At 39.0% G+C, this 16,593-nt stretch carries 18 protein-coding genes and 2 riboswitches; of the genes, 12 read left to right on the top strand and 6 right to left on the bottom strand.

Going from position 1 to position 16,593, the window contains the following annotated elements; translation table 11 throughout:
* Positions 1-209 precede the first annotated feature (209 nt).
* Both nspC and QYB95_RS15890 read right to left on the bottom strand, forming a co-directional pair.
* Positions 210-1,352, bottom strand: coding sequence for a carboxynorspermidine decarboxylase (nspC, locus tag QYB95_RS15895; protein ID WP_301139358.1), 1,143 nt, complete (start codon positions 1,350-1,352; stop codon positions 210-212).
* Positions 1,353-2,579 carry a saccharopine dehydrogenase family protein gene (locus QYB95_RS15890; protein ID WP_301139357.1) on the bottom strand — a complete coding sequence of 409 codons (1,227 nt, stop codon included), beginning with the start codon at positions 2,577-2,579 and terminating at the stop codon, positions 1,353-1,355.
* A 375-nt stretch (positions 2,580-2,954) separates the two neighbouring features.
* Between QYB95_RS15890 and QYB95_RS15885 the strand changes: the two genes are divergently transcribed.
* From QYB95_RS15885 to QYB95_RS15865, 5 genes are all read left to right on the top strand, one after another.
* Positions 2,955-3,755: an MIP/aquaporin family protein gene (locus QYB95_RS15885; RefSeq protein WP_301139356.1), complete on the top strand. Its 801-nt coding sequence runs from the start codon at positions 2,955-2,957 to the stop codon at positions 3,753-3,755.
* Between the two features lie 58 nt (positions 3,756-3,813).
* Positions 3,814-5,304, top strand: a complete 1,491-nt coding sequence (gene glpK, locus QYB95_RS15880; protein ID WP_301139355.1) for a glycerol kinase GlpK — start codon at positions 3,814-3,816, stop codon at positions 5,302-5,304.
* Positions 5,305-5,485: 181 nt separating this feature from the next.
* Positions 5,486-5,863, top strand: coding sequence for a GntR family transcriptional regulator (locus QYB95_RS15875; protein ID WP_301139354.1), 378 nt, complete (start codon positions 5,486-5,488; stop codon positions 5,861-5,863).
* A 13-nt stretch (positions 5,864-5,876) separates the two neighbouring features.
* Positions 5,877-6,968 (top strand): DUF1648 domain-containing protein, encoded by a 1,092-nt coding sequence (locus tag QYB95_RS15870; protein ID WP_301139353.1) that lies wholly within the window; start codon positions 5,877-5,879, stop codon positions 6,966-6,968.
* Between the two features lie 27 nt (positions 6,969-6,995).
* A complete protein-coding gene (locus tag QYB95_RS15865; protein ID WP_301139352.1) occupies positions 6,996-7,787 on the top strand; it encodes a CPBP family intramembrane glutamic endopeptidase in 792 nt (263 codons plus the stop codon).
* 54 nt (positions 7,788-7,841) lie between these two features.
* Here the strand turns inward: QYB95_RS15865 and rlmD are convergent, their stop codons facing one another.
* Positions 7,842-9,203 (bottom strand): 23S rRNA (uracil(1939)-C(5))-methyltransferase RlmD, encoded by a 1,362-nt coding sequence (gene rlmD, locus QYB95_RS15860; RefSeq protein WP_425609218.1) that lies wholly within the window; start codon positions 9,201-9,203, stop codon positions 7,842-7,844.
* A 195-nt stretch (positions 9,204-9,398) separates the two neighbouring features.
* Positions 9,399-9,531: riboswitch (FMN riboswitch) on the top strand.
* Between the two features lie 128 nt (positions 9,532-9,659).
* Positions 9,660-9,792, top strand: a riboswitch (FMN riboswitch).
* Positions 9,793-9,911: 119 nt separating this feature from the next.
* Here rlmD and ribE point away from each other — a divergent pair.
* The 3 genes from ribE to ribH are packed head-to-tail and all read left to right on the top strand — an operon-like array spanning position 9,912 to position 11,695.
* Positions 9,912-10,550 (top strand): riboflavin synthase, encoded by a 639-nt coding sequence (gene ribE, locus QYB95_RS15855; protein WP_301139350.1) that lies wholly within the window; start codon positions 9,912-9,914, stop codon positions 10,548-10,550.
* A 17-nt stretch (positions 10,551-10,567) separates the two neighbouring features.
* A complete protein-coding gene (gene ribB / locus QYB95_RS15850; protein ID WP_301139349.1) occupies positions 10,568-11,194 on the top strand; it encodes a 3,4-dihydroxy-2-butanone-4-phosphate synthase in 627 nt (208 codons plus the stop codon).
* Positions 11,195-11,227: 33 nt separating this feature from the next.
* Positions 11,228-11,695, top strand: coding sequence for a 6,7-dimethyl-8-ribityllumazine synthase (gene ribH, locus QYB95_RS15845; RefSeq protein ID WP_301139348.1), 468 nt, complete (start codon positions 11,228-11,230; stop codon positions 11,693-11,695).
* A 116-nt stretch (positions 11,696-11,811) separates the two neighbouring features.
* Here ribH and QYB95_RS15840 read toward each other — a convergent pair whose 3' ends face one another.
* Positions 11,812-12,603, bottom strand: a complete 792-nt coding sequence (locus tag QYB95_RS15840; protein WP_301139347.1) for a polysaccharide deacetylase family protein — start codon at positions 12,601-12,603, stop codon at positions 11,812-11,814.
* 153 nt (positions 12,604-12,756) lie between these two features.
* Between QYB95_RS15840 and recX the strand changes: the two genes are divergently transcribed.
* Genes recX through QYB95_RS15825 form a run of 3 tightly spaced genes read left to right on the top strand, consistent with a single transcriptional unit; the run spans position 12,757 to position 14,168 of the window.
* A complete protein-coding gene (gene recX / locus QYB95_RS15835) occupies positions 12,757-13,566 on the top strand; it encodes a recombination regulator RecX (protein WP_301139346.1) in 810 nt (269 codons plus the stop codon).
* The gene (locus QYB95_RS15830) at positions 13,559-13,888 is read left to right on the top strand and encodes a YfhH family protein (protein ID WP_301139345.1); all 330 of its coding nucleotides are present in this window, start codon (positions 13,559-13,561) and stop codon (positions 13,886-13,888) included. The genes recX and QYB95_RS15830 overlap by 8 nt, the downstream gene beginning before the upstream one ends.
* Before the next feature lies 1 nt (position 13,889).
* Positions 13,890-14,168, top strand: coding sequence for a YfhJ family protein (locus QYB95_RS15825; RefSeq protein ID WP_301139344.1), 279 nt, complete (start codon positions 13,890-13,892; stop codon positions 14,166-14,168).
* A gap of 108 nt (positions 14,169-14,276) precedes the next feature.
* Here the strand turns inward: QYB95_RS15825 and QYB95_RS15820 are convergent, their stop codons facing one another.
* Positions 14,277-14,414, bottom strand: a complete 138-nt coding sequence (locus QYB95_RS15820) for a hypothetical protein (RefSeq protein ID WP_301139343.1) — start codon at positions 14,412-14,414, stop codon at positions 14,277-14,279.
* Entirely contained in the window at positions 14,401-15,387 is a 987-nt protein-coding gene (locus tag QYB95_RS15815; RefSeq protein ID WP_301139342.1) for a metal-dependent hydrolase, read from the bottom strand. Before QYB95_RS15815 ends, QYB95_RS15820 begins: the two co-directional genes overlap by 14 nt.
* 139 nt (positions 15,388-15,526) lie before the next feature.
* Between QYB95_RS15815 and mutY the strand changes: the two genes are divergently transcribed.
* Positions 15,527-16,582 carry an A/G-specific adenine glycosylase gene (gene mutY, locus QYB95_RS15810; RefSeq protein ID WP_301139341.1) on the top strand — a complete coding sequence of 352 codons (1,056 nt, stop codon included), beginning with the start codon at positions 15,527-15,529 and terminating at the stop codon, positions 16,580-16,582.
* Positions 16,583-16,593: the final 11 nt, after the last annotated feature.

The raw sequence follows: 16,593 nt of genomic DNA, 5'->3' as shown, positions 1-16,593 counted from the left end.
GTTGACAAACGCTCGCATACTTCGTTGGTCGCCTCTTGCGCTTCCCGCCTTTGCATCTGTCGCAGAGCTTTCGATGCAGAGTAAAACTGTCTGACAAGCGTTTTCAAGTCAGTCTGGGTATCCGACTTCCAAATTATAATCCATAAAATTCTGTAAACGCAACTGTCAGAGTTGTTCCTGATTTGTATGTGTGCCTGGCACCCACGCAATTAGGACAATCTGTTTCGATAGTCTTCGTAGCCGAATTGGCGAATGACTTTTACGCCTTCTTCTTCATTGTATAGACAGATGCTTGGCAGGTTGACACCGTTGAACATGTGGGTCTTTACCATTGTGTAGTGCGCCATATCCGTAAATACAATTTTGTCCCCAGCTTTTAGAGGTTCGTCGAATGAGTAGTCGCCGATTACATCTCCAGCTAAACACGTCATACCACCTAAGCGGTATGTATAAGGCTTGTCATTTGGTGTACTAGCACCGATAATGTGTGGACGATATGGCATTTCCAATACGTCTGGCATATGACATGTCGCAGATGTATCCAGAATTGCAATTTCCATACCATTCTGAACAATATCGAGTACAGTTGTCACTAGGTAACCAGTGTTTAAAGCGATTGCTTCACCTGGCTCTAGAATAACTTTTACATCGTACTTGTCCTGCATGTAGTTGATTAGCGTAACAAGTTTTTCTACATCGTAATCTTCACGAGTAATATGGTGGCCACCACCGAAGTTTACCCATTTCATTTGATGCAAGTACTCACCGTACTTTTCTTCAAAGTGAACCAAAATACGTTCTAATACATCAGAACCTTGTTCGCACATAGCATGGAAATGGATTCCTTCCACACCTTCAAGCTCATCCGGACGGAATGAATCCACAGGAATTCCTAATCGTGAATTGATGTAGCATGGGTCATATAAAGGTGTTTCCACTTCTGAATAACCAGGGTTTACTCGCAACCCGATGGATACATGTTTTCCTTCGACACTTTGTACTTTTTCTTTGTACTTGTGTAATTGGTCAAAAGAGTTGAACACAATATGATCCACATATTTTAAATACTCATCAATTTCATGTTCTGCGTATGCCGGGGCATATGCGTGAACCTCTTTACCGAATTCCTCATATCCAAGGCGAGCTTCAAATAGAGAACTTGAAGTAATCCCTTTTAAGTAATTGCGTGCCATAGGGAAAGTTGAAAACATCGAGAACCCTTTCAGCGCAAGCAGAATATCACAGCCTGTACGATCTTGAACAGATTTCAAGATTTCAAAATTACGTAATAGCAAACGCTCATCCACTACATAACTAGGAGACGGCGCTGCTTTCCAATCGATAGCTTTCATTTACTTTGCCTCTTTTTCGTCAAAGTTAAGATCGATCAGTTCAGGATTAAAGCTTTCTTGCCATGGAAGACCCCATTTGTTTAAAGCTTCCATGAATGGATCTGGATCGAACTCTTCTACATTATATACACCTGGTTTTTGCCATGTACCATTCATAACTAGCATTGCACCGATCATGGCTGGAACACCAGTTGTGTATGAAATTGCTTGTGAACCTACTTCGCGGTAGCACTCTTCATGGTCACAAACGTTATAAACGTAGTAAGTTTTCTCTTCACCATCTTTAATACCTCGAGCGATGATCCCGATATTTGTTTTACCTTTTGTACGTGGTCCAAGTGAAGCTGGATCAGGTAGGACAGCTTTTAAGAATTGAAGTGGTTGAATCATTTTGCCTTCAAATTCAATTGGTTCAATTGAAGTCATACCCACATTTTCCAAAACATTTAAGTGAGTGATATATTTTTGGGAGAATGTCATCCAGAAACGAATTTGCTTGATTCCAGTGATGTTTTTCGCTAAAGATTCTAATTCTTCATGGTATAGAAGGTACATATCTTTAGGTCCAATCTCCGGGAAGTTATAAACTTCTTTATGTTCAAGTGGTGCAGTTTCTACCCACTCGCCTTCTTTCCAGTAACGTCCGTTTGCTGTAATCTCGCGGATGTTGATTTCCGGGTTGAAGTTTGTAGCGAAAGGATATCCGTGATCGCCGGCATTAGCATCTAATATATCGATGTAATGAATTTCATCGAAATAATGTTTTAATGCATATGCAGAGAATACGCCTGTTACACCTGGGTCAAAACCGCTACCTAAAAGTGCAGTCAAGCCTGCTTTTTCGAACTTCTCTTTGTAAGCCCATTGCCATTTATATTCAAACTTAGCTGTTTCAGGTGGCTCATAGTTAGCTGTATCAACGTAATGCACACCTGTAGCTAAACATGCATCCATAATTGTTAAGTCTTGATATGGTAAAGCTACATTAATTACCACATCTGGTTTAAATCCATTGATTAATTCAATTAGCTCGTCAGTATTATCCGCATCAACTTGCGCAGTATGGATAATCGTTTTTCCACCGTCTAATTTTTCTTTTAAAGCATCGCACTTTGATTTTGTTCGACTCGCGATCATAATCTCTTCGAATACTTCTGAATTTTGTACACATTTGTGCACCACAACACTGGCAACACCGCCAGCACCAATAATCAATGCTTTACCCAATTCTTTATAACCCCCAAATATTTAATTTATTAAAACAAAACGATTATACACAATAATGGTAAGGGTATCAATTAAAATTCGCTGCCGTTTGTAGATTTAACAAAAAGAAGCAAGAAGGGAGGGGAATATGGGAGGAATTTGGTGAAATTTGCTGGAAATTTAGTAAAATTATATTTAAAGATTAAGATACTTGTATATTTTATTTTTTTCTTTACGAATAATTAAAATTTCTGCAGCGTAATTATTAGAGAAAATGGTAACGCTTCCACTCAAGCGAATTGTTGGGTACATAAAAAGAAACACTTATTGTCCTTATAAATCTCTTTAATAAGCTAGTGTTTCTTTTTAAAAATTTAAACAAAAGGAGATGTTGGTATGTCGCCATTTTGGGGAGAAGTGTTGGGAACGATGATTTTGATTTTGTTTGGTGCCGGGGTATGTGCGGGAGCAAATTTAACGAAATCATATGCAAAAGATGCGGGTTGGGTTGTTATTACTCTTGCATGGGGGCTAGGTGTTACATTAGGGATTTTTGCGGTAGGAAACATTAGTGGTGCGCATTTAAATCCAGCAGTAACGGTTGCATTGGCATGGACTGAAGATTTTGCATGGAGTGATGTCCCTTTATATATCCTGGGACAATTAATCGGGGCATTTATTGGAGCTTGTATTATATTTCTTCAATATTTACCGCATTGGAAAGCAACGAACGATCCCGGTGCGAAATTGGGGGTTTTTTCAACGGGACCAGCAATCCCGCATTCTTTTTCCAATCTTCTGAGTGAGTTTATCGGAACATTTGTATTGTTGCTTGGTCTTCAATTTATTGGAGCAGGTGAGTTTACAGAAGGTCTGAATCCAATTGCGGTGGGGCTACTAATCGTGGCAATCGGTATGGCATTTGGGGGTACGACAGGATATGCCATTAATCCAGCCCGTGATTTAGGGCCGCGTATTGCCCATGCGGTGCTCCCGATTGCAGGGAAGGGTTCATCAAATTGGAAATACTCCTGGATACCAGTTGTAGGTCCACTGCTTGGTGGTTCACTGGGCGCATTATTCCATAAAGCGGTGTTCAATAATTCACTGACAACTGAATTTTGGATTGTCTTGGTGATTTCAGTACTTGTGTTTGGAATGGCCTACTTTATTAGTCCGAAAAAATTTGCAAGCTAACATCAGGTTTAGAAAATAGAAGTTTAATAAAAAGATTCATATAGGTGGGAGAGAAAAAATGGGGAAATATATTTTATCAATTGATCAGGGAACAACTAGTTCACGAGCAATCCTATTTAATAAACAGGGAGAAATTGTCCATAGTGCCCAAAAAGAATTTACTCAAATTTTCCCGAATCCAGGCTGGGTTGAGCATAATGCAAATGAAATTCTAGGTTCTGTTCTGGCTGTCATTGCGACTTGTTTATCCGAAGCCAATATTAATGCCGCAGACGTTGCGACAATTGGGATAACAAACCAAAGGGAAACAGCGGTTGTTTGGAATAAAGAAACAGGAACGCCTATCTACAATGCAATCGTTTGGCAATCGCGTCAAACAAACGAAATTTGCGAGGAGTTAAGAAACCAGGGATATAACGAACTGTTCCGTTCCAAAACCGGGTTATTAATAGATGCTTATTTTTCAGGAACGAAAGTAAAGTGGATTTTGGACAATGTTGACGGAGCACGGGAACTAGCCGATGAAGGGAAATTATTATTCGGCACGATAGATACTTGGCTGATCTGGAAGTTGTCCGGTGGAAAAGCCCATGTTACTGATTATTCCAATGCATCACGTACACTAATGTATAATATCTATGATCTAAAATGGGATGATGAATTATTATCAATCCTTGATATACCTCAATCGATGCTGCCTGAAGTTTGCTCTTCATCAATGGTCTATGCGGCAACTGATAAAGAGCATTTCTTTGGTCAGGAGGTGCCAATCTCTGGAGTGGCCGGAGATCAGCAAGCGGCATTATTCGGGCAGGCGTGTTTCGAAAAAGGAATGGTCAAAAACACGTATGGTACTGGATGCTTTATGCTGATGAATACAGGAGAAAAACCTGTAAGGTCAGAACATGGCTTATTAACTACCTTGGCTTGGGGTTTAAATGGCAAGGTAGAATACGCGCTCGAAGGAAGTATCTTTGTAGCTGGTTCGGCAATTCAATGGCTACGGGACGGTTTACGAATGTTTAATAATGCTGCCGAAAGTGAGAAGTATTGCAGAGCTGTTGACTCGACAGATGGAGTCTACGTTGTTCCGGCCTTTGTTGGACTAGGTACACCGTATTGGGACAGTGAAGCAAGAGGAGCAATATTCGGGCTGACTCGAGGAACAACAAAAGACCATTTTGTCCGTGCTACGGTGGAATCTTTGGCCTATCAAACTAAGGCTGTACTTGATGCAATGGAAAAGGATTCCGGCATTTCCTTAAAAACGTTGCGAGCGGATGGCGGAGCCGTGAAAAACAGCTTCCTAATGGAATTCCAAAGCGATATACTGGATGTGCCAGTAGAAGTACCCAAGGTAAATGAAACAACTGCTCTTGGAGCTGCATATCTAGCTGGGCTAGCGGTTGGCTTCTGGGAGGACCAGGATGAAATTGCTTCCCAATGGGCCATTGATCAATCCTATAAGCCTAAAATGGAAGAAGCGAAGAGAAAAGAGCTAGTTGAAGGCTGGGAGAAAGCCGTTGCTAGCACAAGAACATATAAATAACTTGAGTTAGTTGGAATAAATATAACTTAATATGGTAAATGGGAGGGAGCTTAAGCTTTCCTCCTTATTTATTTTTGTGGGAAAATTTTTAATTTGTTCTATGAATTATAGAACAGTTGTGTTATATTGATTGTAGAACAGTTTTGTTATAATGAACATATAACAGATAGGAGGGGATTAAGTGATTATTCAAATTGAAGCCGAATCAGATATACCGATTTATACACAATTAACAAACCAAATCATTGAAGGTATTGCACGAGGAGAAATTGCTCCGGGCGATTCGTTGCCATCCGTTAGAGCGTTTGCCGCAGATCTTGGCGTGAATATGCATACAGTCAACAAAAGCTATCATGAGCTCGAGAAAAAAGGAATTATCAGCATTGTCCCTAAATCCGGTGCCATCATTTCACCAACGGAGCGGATATCCGAGGAGAAAAAGCAACAGATTATTACCGATTTAAAACCAGTCATTGCAGAAGCTTTAGTGTTGGGAGTCAATAAAAAGGAAGTGCAGGAATTCGTCAACACGATATTAGGAGAAATGAAAGAAAGGTAAAGGAGGAATTAGCATGTCGTTTTTGATTTTTTTCATCGTTACGCTATTTATCGCAGTAATCCAGACGTTTATCCCTTACTTGGTTAAGCGAACAATCGTGTTCGGTGTATCCATACCAGAACAATATATTGAGGACCATATGATCAAGAAATATAGAAAACACTATTCATTGAGTGTGGCGTTTCTCTCCATCATTATTTTAGGGTCCTATATTGTGTGGGTTTTAGGCAATGAACGTGTGGATAACCAAATTGCCCTCACTGGCGTGATTATCGAATTTGCCTTAATGTTAATCAGCTTATCCTTTTATTTATATTATCATGGGAAAACAAAGCTGCTAAAACAACAAAATAAATGGGTCGAGAATTTAAAGGCAATGCAAGTTACTGATTTATCAGTCCGTAAACAGGATGAAATGCTACCTTGGTATGTTTATCTATTGCCGATTCTTTCGACGGTTGGATTAATGATTTACACAATAATGAATTATGATATTTTGCCAGATCTAATTCCAACACACTGGGGACCAGGTGGGGAAGCGGATGCATTTACCGACAAAACCCCTATTTCCGCAATACAGCTGACACTAGTATTGCTAATAATGCAGTTAATGTTCCTGGGCATCCATACAGCAACTAAAAAATCAGGCATTAAGCTTAGTGCAACTTCACTGCAAGCATCCCGAAATAGGCAGTTATCTCTAAGAAAGTATTCGAGTTGGCTACTATTCATTGTTTTATTGGCCATAACGATGTTGATGAGCTATTTCCAATTAATGATGATTCACCCGGAAATAGGAGAGGGAACTGTAAAGATGTTGATTCCATTTGGTTTTTTATTATTAGTTTTAGTAGGAACTCTAATCTTTTCTATAAAAGTAGGGCGCTCGGATAAAGAGTTGGAAACGAGAGTTGAAGCGAGAATCATGGATCTAGATGAAGATCAATATTGGAGGGGCGGAATGTTCTATTTCAATAGGAATGACCCATCCATCTTCGTTGAAAAGCGATTTGGTGTAGGATGGACCATCAACTTTGCCAATCCGCTTGGATATATTATTATCTTTTTGCCATTGATCCTTATTTTTTTAATCTCCTTTTTATAAGGTCTACCTAGGAATGGAGTGTAGAAAATGAAAAAGATTGATTTGAAAATTTCGCTCTTATTTTCGGTCATATGTTTGATCGGTGGGTTCTTTGTATTGCCTTACCAAATAGAAAACTTGCAACACACATTCCCACAAGAATCAGACAGATTACTGGAGACTATGCCTTTACCTTATTCCTTGCTACTAGCAGTAAGTTCGATACAAATATCAATTTTAGCATTTATTCTATCCTTTGCAGGGATTAAACTGGCTAGAAAAACAGGATTCTCGTTAAAAATCATAGACGAATTTTTTCAAAAAGAGAAAATTCGAGTAGAGGCTGGGAGCGTTTTATTGGCAGTTGTATTTGGCGTAATGACAGCGTTTGTTTTGGTTGTAATGGACCGATTTTACTTCCAAAAACAAATTGAAATTCTTGGTGAGCTCCAATCTGGATTTTCTTTAAATGGTTTACTGGCAGGGGTTTTCTATGGCGGGGTATTTGAGGAAATCATGCTGAGATTGTTCTTTATGAGCTTGATCGTATGGCTTATGATGAAGCTCTTTAAGGGCAATAAAAATAGATTGCCAAATGCTTATTATTGGATTGCTATTATGATTGCTTCCCTCGTATTTGCAGCGGGTCATTTACCTGCTACGAATATGATATTTGGTGAACTGACACCGCTGTTGATTGTGCGATGTTTTTTACTGAATGGAATCGGGGGCTTATTCTTTGGCTATCTTTATTGGAAAAAGGGATTCGAGTATGCGGTGATCGCCCATATGTTTACACATATTTCTTTACAATTATTGTTCATTCCGATTTTCTATTGATAGAAATAAGAGAAACCGTCCCAATTATAGATGGGACGGTTCGTTTTTGTATGGTTATTTATTTTTCAATGTTAGTTTTGCTACAATTTCAACCCGGGCTGTTTGAGGGAACATATCAACCGGTTGGATATAGTCCATATGATAGATTTTCGTTAGTTCCTGTAAGTCTTTTGCAAATGTAGATGGGTTGCAGGATGTGTAAACAAAACGTTTTGGCTTTATTTTCATCACTGTTTTGATAAAGCTTGGTGCAAGTCCCGTCCGCGGAGGATCTACCGTTACAACATCAGGGATAAAGCCCTCGCGTTTCCATTTTGCCAACCATTCTTCTGCCGTTCCGGTATAGTAGCGTGCATGCTTAAGGCCATGATTGCGTGCGTTTTTCTTGGCATCCTCTATACTTTCAGGTACCACATCCATACCCCGAACCTCTTTTGCTTTCGGTGCCAACCATAACCCGATTGTTCCAACACCGCAATAAGCATCCACCACTTTTTCTTTTCCCGTTAACTCTGCCGCTTTTTTGATTTCATCATACAAATGAACGGTTTGTTCCGGGTTTAACTGGAAGAACGCACGAGTAGATAGGTCGAATGCAAGCTCGCCTAAATTTTCATGAATCGTTTCTTTCCCGTGCAGGATAATGGTTTCATCGCCAAATATCAACGATGTTTTATCCCGATTGATATTTTGGGTAATAGAAACAATGCTCGGATCGATTTTTAGCATACGTTCAACTAATTCAGATTTATGTGGTATGTCTTTTCTAGTTGTTACTAAACACACTTGTGTTTCACCTGTATGAATAGCAGTACGGACCACAATAGTCCTTACTAATCCATCCAAGGTTTTCCCATCATAAATGGAGATATTTAGCTTTTGCAATATTTTGCGTGTTGCTACAGTTATTTTCGATGTCAAAGGATGCTGAACAGCACAGTCATTGATGTTCAGCAGTTTGTTTGTACCTTCAGCATAAAGACCCGCATACACACGTTTTCCTTCTTTTCGTACTTGGAAAGAGCTTTTGTTTCGATAATGCCAAGGATTGTCCATCCCAATTGTTGGTCGAATATCTGTCGTTTCTGCAACTGACTTTACGTATTTCTCCAGAGATTGCACGACCATATCACGTTTTTCCTTAAGTTGCCCATCATATGTTAGATGCTGCAGCTGACAGCCACCACATTCGTTATACACAGGGCAGCTTGGTTCCTGTCGATAATTTGAAGCCTTGCGAACATTTAAAATATCGGCTTCGGCAAAATTGCGTTGCACCTTTGAAACTTTTACGGTTACTTCTTCTCCCGGCAGGGCGCCTTTTACAAAAACAACATTGCGTTTATAAAAGCCGACCCCTTCGCCATTAATTCCTAATCTTTTTATGGTTAAAGGAAATTTTTGTCCAATTTCCATCATTACTTTATCGCTCAAAAGCGTTCACGTCCTTTAATAAGTTCATCTAACCATTATAGCGAAGGAGGTATTTAAAGCCAATGGATAAATATTTCATATAGTACCAAGTGGCTATAATGACTGAAAAACTGCTTATAATATTAGAGAGTGGATAAAATTTTGGATTCGTGATATCTTTGTTACGAACTAAATAATTAATTCCTTCGGGGTCGGGTGAAATTCCCAATCGACGGTGATGAAGTATATCTTCTAAGCCCGTGAGCTCTTTGGAGCAGGATTTGGTGCGAATCCAAAGCCGACAGTATAGTCTGGATGGGAGAAGGAGCATTTTATAGAAAAAACCATTAAAATTTTAATTTTTACTGGTCTATTTTACTATAGTCTTTTTGTGTGCTTTCTAATCTCGTCAACCAAATGACGGGATTTTTTTATTTAATTTAAATGCTTGAAGTAAATAAAGTCCTTCGGGGTCGGGTGAAATTCCCAATCGACGGTGATGAAGTACATCTTCTAAGCCCGTGAGCTCTTTGGAGCAGGATTTGGTGCGAATCCAAAGCCGACAGTATAGTCTGGATGGGAGAAGGATAAATTATGGCACTTTTTGAAAATGCAGCTTTCAAAAGGCTTATTTAACTATGCCATGAATACTCCCAAACTCCTTAGGATGCTAAGGAGTTTTTATTTTTCCAGTTTGAGAGAGGTGAGTAGATGTTTACGGGCATTATTGAAGATCAAGGAAAAGTGACGGGCATTAAAAAAGATGTAAATAGCATGGAGCTAACGATTGCAACGTCAAAAATTGTTTCAGATGCACATTTAGGAGACAGTATTGCAGTAAATGGTGTTTGCCTAACGATTACCCATTTCAACAATGAAGAAATGACTGTGGATGTTATGCCGGAAACAGTCAAAGCAACAACGATCCATACGCTGAAATTGGGTGACTTTGTGAATCTGGAACGCGCAATGAGTGCAAATGGCAGATTTGGAGGGCATCTTGTTTCCGGCCATGTAGATGGTGTAGGAACAATTAAAAGCAAAAGGCCGCTCTCCAATGCAGTATATATCGAAATAGAAATTGACAAAGAGCTATTAACAAATTGTATTCCAAAAGGCTCCATAACAATTGATGGAACCAGCCTTACGCTTTTTCAAGTTACAGATAGCAGTATAACGGTTTCACTCATTCCACATACCTACGCAGAAACGGTTTTAGGGCGTAAAGGTGTCGGTGAGAAGGTCAATATTGAAACAGACATGCTTGGAAAGTATGTTTTGCATCATTTAAAGAAGACTGAACAAAGTTCAAATGTAACATTAGATTTTTTGAGACAGAATGGATTCTAAACAGGAGGTGGTTCAACATGCTCAATACAATTGAAGAGGCATTGCATGATTTAAAAGCAGGAAAAATCGTGATTGTCGTTGACGATGAAAATCGAGAAAACGAAGGTGATTTGGTGGTTCTGGCAGAATTTGCAAATCCCGAAAACATTAACTTTATGGCCACGTTTGGACGTGGGCTAATTTGTACGCCGATAGAAGAGGGGCTTGCAAAAAAACTGGCATTGCCTTCGATGGTGGAAAACAATACAGATAATCATCAAACTGCATTTACAGTTAGTGTAGACCATATTGACACGACAACTGGAATTAGTGCTTATGAAAGATCTTATACGATTCTTCAAATGATTGATGAAAATGCAGCACCGAATCATTTTAGAAGACCTGGTCATGTATTCCCATTAGTAGCAAAAGCAAATGGAGTACTTGAGAGAAGGGGCCATACCGAAGCGGCAGTTGATTTAGCGAAAGCCTGCGGCAGTTATCCTGCTGGAGTAATTTGTGAAATTATGGGCGATGACGGTAATATGCTTCGCTTAGATGGTTTAAACGATTTTGCTGCACAGCACTCACTAAAAATTATATCCATCGAAGATTTGGTCAGTTACCGTGAAAAGCATGCTAGCAGTATATTAATCAGTGAATAAAGTAGAACAGTTTATTATAAAGGAGAATGTAAAATGGGAAAATTATTTGAAGCAAATTTAATCGGGACAGATTTAAAAATAGGGGTTGTAGTAGGGCGCTTTAATGACTTTATCACTTCCAAATTAGTTGATGGAGCCCTGGATGGTCTAAAAAGACATGGTGTTAACGAAGAAAACATTGATATAGCTTGGGTGCCGGGCGCATTCGAAGTGCCATTCATCGCAAAACAAATGGTGGAAACTGGCGAGTACGATGCGGTTATCGGATTAGGCACTGTCATCCGCGGAGCAACTACTCATTATGACTATGTAAATAATGAAGCGGCAAAAGGAATTGCAAGTGTGTCGCTAAATTCAAATGTACCGGTGATTTTCGGTATTGTAACAACAGAAAACATTGAACAAGCTATTGAAAGAGCAGGGACTAAAGCGGGCAACAAAGGTTATGATTCTGCAGTTTCTGCAATCGAAATGGCCAACCTTAAAAAAATGTTCAAATAATTGGGCGACATTTGCTAAGGTCCAGCTCTGCGAGTGGGACTACAGAAAAAAAACGAACCATAAAGAAATACCATTTTCCTTCCTTGAGGAAAATGGTATTTTTAGAATCTGCCTTATCATTCCATCACTTGTTCCATGACTAAATCATCAAGTGAAGCAAAAGAGTAACCCTCTTTTTTTGCATCCTCGATAAACCTGGGAAGAGCATCTGCATTATGCTTTGCAACTGTATGCAGAAGGATAAGTGCTCCTGGATGCAATTGGTTCATTAATTCATCGTATGCATATTGCCAGCCTACGCTAGAATCATCATGCCAATCAACGAAAGCGGTATCCCAAAAAATATGGGTATAGCCATTTATATTCCCGACTTCCAGTACTTTCTCACTAAAGATGCCTTTTGGAGGACGAACATAATATGTACGTTTCATCCCGGTAGTGTCTTTAAGTGTTTTATCGAATTTCTGCCATTCTTCTAATAGACCCTCTTCTGATAACTTGGACATATCTGGATGGCCGTAAGAATGGTTTCCAATAATATGGCCTTCATCAATCATTCTTTTTACTAAATCAGTTGCACTAGTTAAATAATGCCCGGTTAAGAAAAAGGTAGCTGGAACTTTTTCCTCTTTCAATGTGTCCAAGATGCTTTCTGTATAGCCATTTTCAAAACCGCTATCAAAAGTTAAATAGATTATTTTTTTATTTGGGTCTCCTCTATAAAATGCACCGTGCTCTTTTAAAATGGTTTCAAATTGAGATCCAACATCTCCTGGCTTTTCATCCTTTGATTTAGTAAAGCCCCAATGGTACGCATTCGCATTGGCAACATCAAGTTTAACTAAACTAAAGGCAATCGCAATAACAATTGAGCACAGTGTTAATCTCAAAATGTGATGTTTCCACATAAAGAATTTTAGCCTCCTTTTTGCTTATATTGTGCGAAATCAATTTCTTTATGCTTAAAAATAATGTTTTCAACCGACAAAATTCCATTACTAATTTTCTAAAATGAAACAAACGAAAAAAACATGTATACTAGCTTTAGAAGGAGTGTTTGTATGAAAGTCATATCGAAAATAGGACGACAAAAAAACAATCCAGAACGTTATAATGTTTATTTAAATGATACATATGCATTTGCAGTGGATGAATCAACACTGATTAAGTTTGGCTTAACGAAAGGAAAAGTACTCGAACAATTTGATATCGACGAAATTACCTATGAAGACGAAATTGCAAAAGCTTTTAACAGGGCATTAAATTTCTTAAGTTATCAAATGCGCAGTGAATTCGAAGTGAAAAAAAAACTCCTCGATGCAGGCTTTGGTGAATCTGTTGTTTTGGAGGCAATCAGAAAGCTTGAAAAACTTGGCTTTTTAAATGATGAAACCTATTCCAAGGCTCTTTTGGAAACAAAGAAAAAAACAGCCAAAAAAGGGCCGAGAGCCATCAAGCAAGATCTGATCAAAAAGGGAATCAATAAAGATACACAAAATAAAGTGCTTGATACATTTTCGCATAAAGAGCAGCTATCTCTGGCGATGGAACTTGCCCAAAAGGCGATAAAAGCAAACCAAAATAAAACACCCATGCAAATCAAGCAAAAAGTTCAGGATGTCCTGTTAAGAAAGGGGTATTCTTTTTCGATTGCAAACGAAATACTTGACCAGATTAAGTTGGAGCGAGAAGATGAAGAATGGGACGAAATGATTGAAATCCAGGGTGACAAACTTTGGAAAAAGTATGCTTCAAAGTTTACAGGCAATGACCTCCGAATGAAAACAAAACAAGCCTTATATCAAAAAGGTTTTCCAATAGAAGTAATTGATCGCTTTCTAGATGAAAAGGAGACGGAACAATATGACTGAAAAAAGCTATGCTGAAATGACAGAACAAGAACTAAGGGAAGAGATTGCGAAGCTGAAAGAAAAGGCGAGAAAAGCAGAACAACTTGGCATCGTAAATGAGTATGCTGTATATGAAAGAAAAGCGACAATGGCTGCAGCCTACTTAATTGACCCAAATACGATTGTTAAGGGTGAAATGTACCGTATTGATGGGGCACCAGGGGAGTATTTTAAGGTAGAGTATTTGAAAGGCCGCTTTGCCTGGGGTTATCGTTTAGGCGGGGACCGTTTTGAAGAGGCACTGCCAATTTCAATTCTTTTACCAGTGAAGGCAGGGAAATAAGATGAACGCGAATCATTCGATAGAACAATTAACTCAAATTCTTGCGCAAAAAAACCCGAATCTTTCTGTCAATAAGGCACGTACTTGGATCGAGCTATTGTGGTCCGATTTTGAATCCACATATGCCAAAGCAGGGTACGATTATCGCGGGGCAGAATATACCGAAAAAATCATCCAGCAATGGATTGCAAGCTACGGCGATAAAATACATGAGTTTGCGGGGAGAAACCCAAAGTATGCCCATCTTCTAGATGAGAGTGATAATGAAAAACTGCAATAGGTGAATACTTTAATAAGAAAAAAGAGGAGTTGTCCCAGTGCTTAGGACAACTCCTTATAAATTTTAGAAAATTATCTTTTGCGGAGCTGGGCGAGCCCCTTCCGCTTTTCATTGTCTAGTTGCTGGTGCTAGCTCCTCGACAATTTCAGAATCGCCTGCACGGACAAAAAGCGTCCTTTTGTCGATTCTTCCAATTGTTGTCGGAGCTGGGCGAGCCCCTTCCGCTTTTCCTTTAATCGCTTGCACCTATTTGAAGTTTTTGCTGCAGTTTGTCTTCGCTAAAGATCCATCCAGTGTATGAATTGACAATGTTTAATTCTTTGTCAAGATGAGCTACTGCAACAAAAGGGTAGTGATCGTTACTACGATATCGTAAATCAATTAATCGAACTTCTGTTAGATCGTTCTCAAGTTCAGAGATTTCCCATCGGTATAATGGAGAGAATGATAGGAATGCACTTAAGTTTGAATCTTTGAGTGCTTTATCCACAAGGGGTGTCTTTGGCAGTGGATGAATTTCAAATTTGTCATAAATGTTGATGGTTCTACCGTATGCACGACCAACGTAATAATGGGTTTTCGATCTTGCTGCTACACGCCAATTGAAAAAACGCATTGTTGGTGCAACAATAACATAATCTTCATCTTGAATAGCATGATGCACGGCTTTTTTCACTGCGCCCTGTAATATAAAGCGTAAGATATAGTAGCCAATGATGATTAAGTACATGATTAAAAATGTTGATACTGGATTGAAGCCGAACGCCCATAGTAAAATTCCGATACAATGGATGCCGAAAATGATGGGATCAAACGTATTAATGACCCCCAACGCTACCCATTTCTTTGAAAATGGTCTGAGGGCTTGTGTTCCATAGGCATTGAATATATCCACAAAAACATGTAGAAAGACGGCAAGGAAAGTCCAAAGCCATAGATGCAAAATATTGGCATCCTGGAATATTAAGCTCAAGATACCGGTAATCGCTATTGGCCATAAAATGACTGCTGGTATAGAATGTGTAATACCGCGATGATGGCGGATATAAACAGCATTATTACGTAATTTTAAAACCGTATCAACATCAGGTGCCTGTGAACCAATGATTGTACCTGCCATGACAGCAGCGAATCCCATTGTATTATTCGCTACAACTGGGTCTGCCAAAGCCAATCCGCCTAAAGCAACGCCCATTACTAGATGAGTGCCTGAATCCAAAAATATCAACTCCTCTTATTTGGAGGATTTGGCTGTCTACTTGCCAGTTTTCATAATAGAATATTAAAAACTATTCACATTTATAATTATAATATACCCGAATTTTATGTTTTAAAATCGAATTTTGTCGGAGGATGGAATGAAATATCAATATACAAAAGAATTTCGACACAATTTAGTCGAATGGTTTAACCATGAGAAGCGTGATCTACCCTGGAGACACACATCTGACCCTTATAAAATATGGGTTTCAGAAGTAATGCTTCAACAAACAAGAGTTGATACAGTGATTCCTTATTACAACCGTTTTCTAGAAAAGTATCCAACGATACATGACCTTGCCTATGCGCCTCAGGAAGAACTATTAAAGATGTGGGAAGGTCTTGGCTATTATTCCCGGGCCAGAAACTTGCAGGCGGGTGTAAAGGAAGTCGTTGAAAAATATAATTCAGTGGTACCTGATAATCGACATGATATATCAAAGCTTAAAGGGGTGGGACCATATACAGCAGGTGCAATTTTAAGTATTGCCTACCAAAAGCCTGAGCACGCAGTAGATGGGAATGTTATGCGTGTACTAAGTCGTGTACTGCATATAGAAGAGGATATTGCCCAGCCAAAAACCAGAAGAGTATTTGAAGAGGCAGTGGAAATGTTGATTGATGAACAGCACCCTGGTGACTTCAACCAAGCGTTAATGGATTTGGGTGCAATGATTTGTACACCAACTTCTCCAAAATGCTTACTGTGCCCAGTTCGTGATTATTGCATAGCCTTTAATGAAGGAAAGGCAGATCAATTACCAGTCAAATCAAAAAAGGTAAAAACCAAAAAAGTGCAGTTTAAGGTTTTCGCAGCAGTCGATGAGGAAGGTCGATACTTAATAGAAAAGCGTCCGAGCGAAGGGTTATTGGCGGATATGTGGCAATTTCCCATGATTGAGATAAATGAAAATTCCTTAAGCGAAGAAACACTTCAGCAAAATTATAATGTGGAAATCTCCGGGTATATAGATAAAGAATTACTGGAATTTAAACATATCTTTTCACATTTGACATGGGAGATGGAGTGTATGCAGGTGAAAGTGGTACAAAAAATGGATTTACCAGAAAATGTTCTTTTCCTTACACTGGAACAAATAAGAACTTTACCTATGCCAGTTCCGATGTTGAAGATTTTGAATGTTCTGAATTGAATGATTTTTAA

It is taken from the genome of Ureibacillus aquaedulcis, from assembly GCF_030418165.1.
Taxonomy (GTDB): domain Bacteria; phylum Bacillota; class Bacilli; order Bacillales_A; family Planococcaceae; genus Ureibacillus; species Ureibacillus aquaedulcis.
Note: the sequence above shows the minus strand (reverse complement) of the source record. Positions and strands in the feature narration are given on the sequence as shown.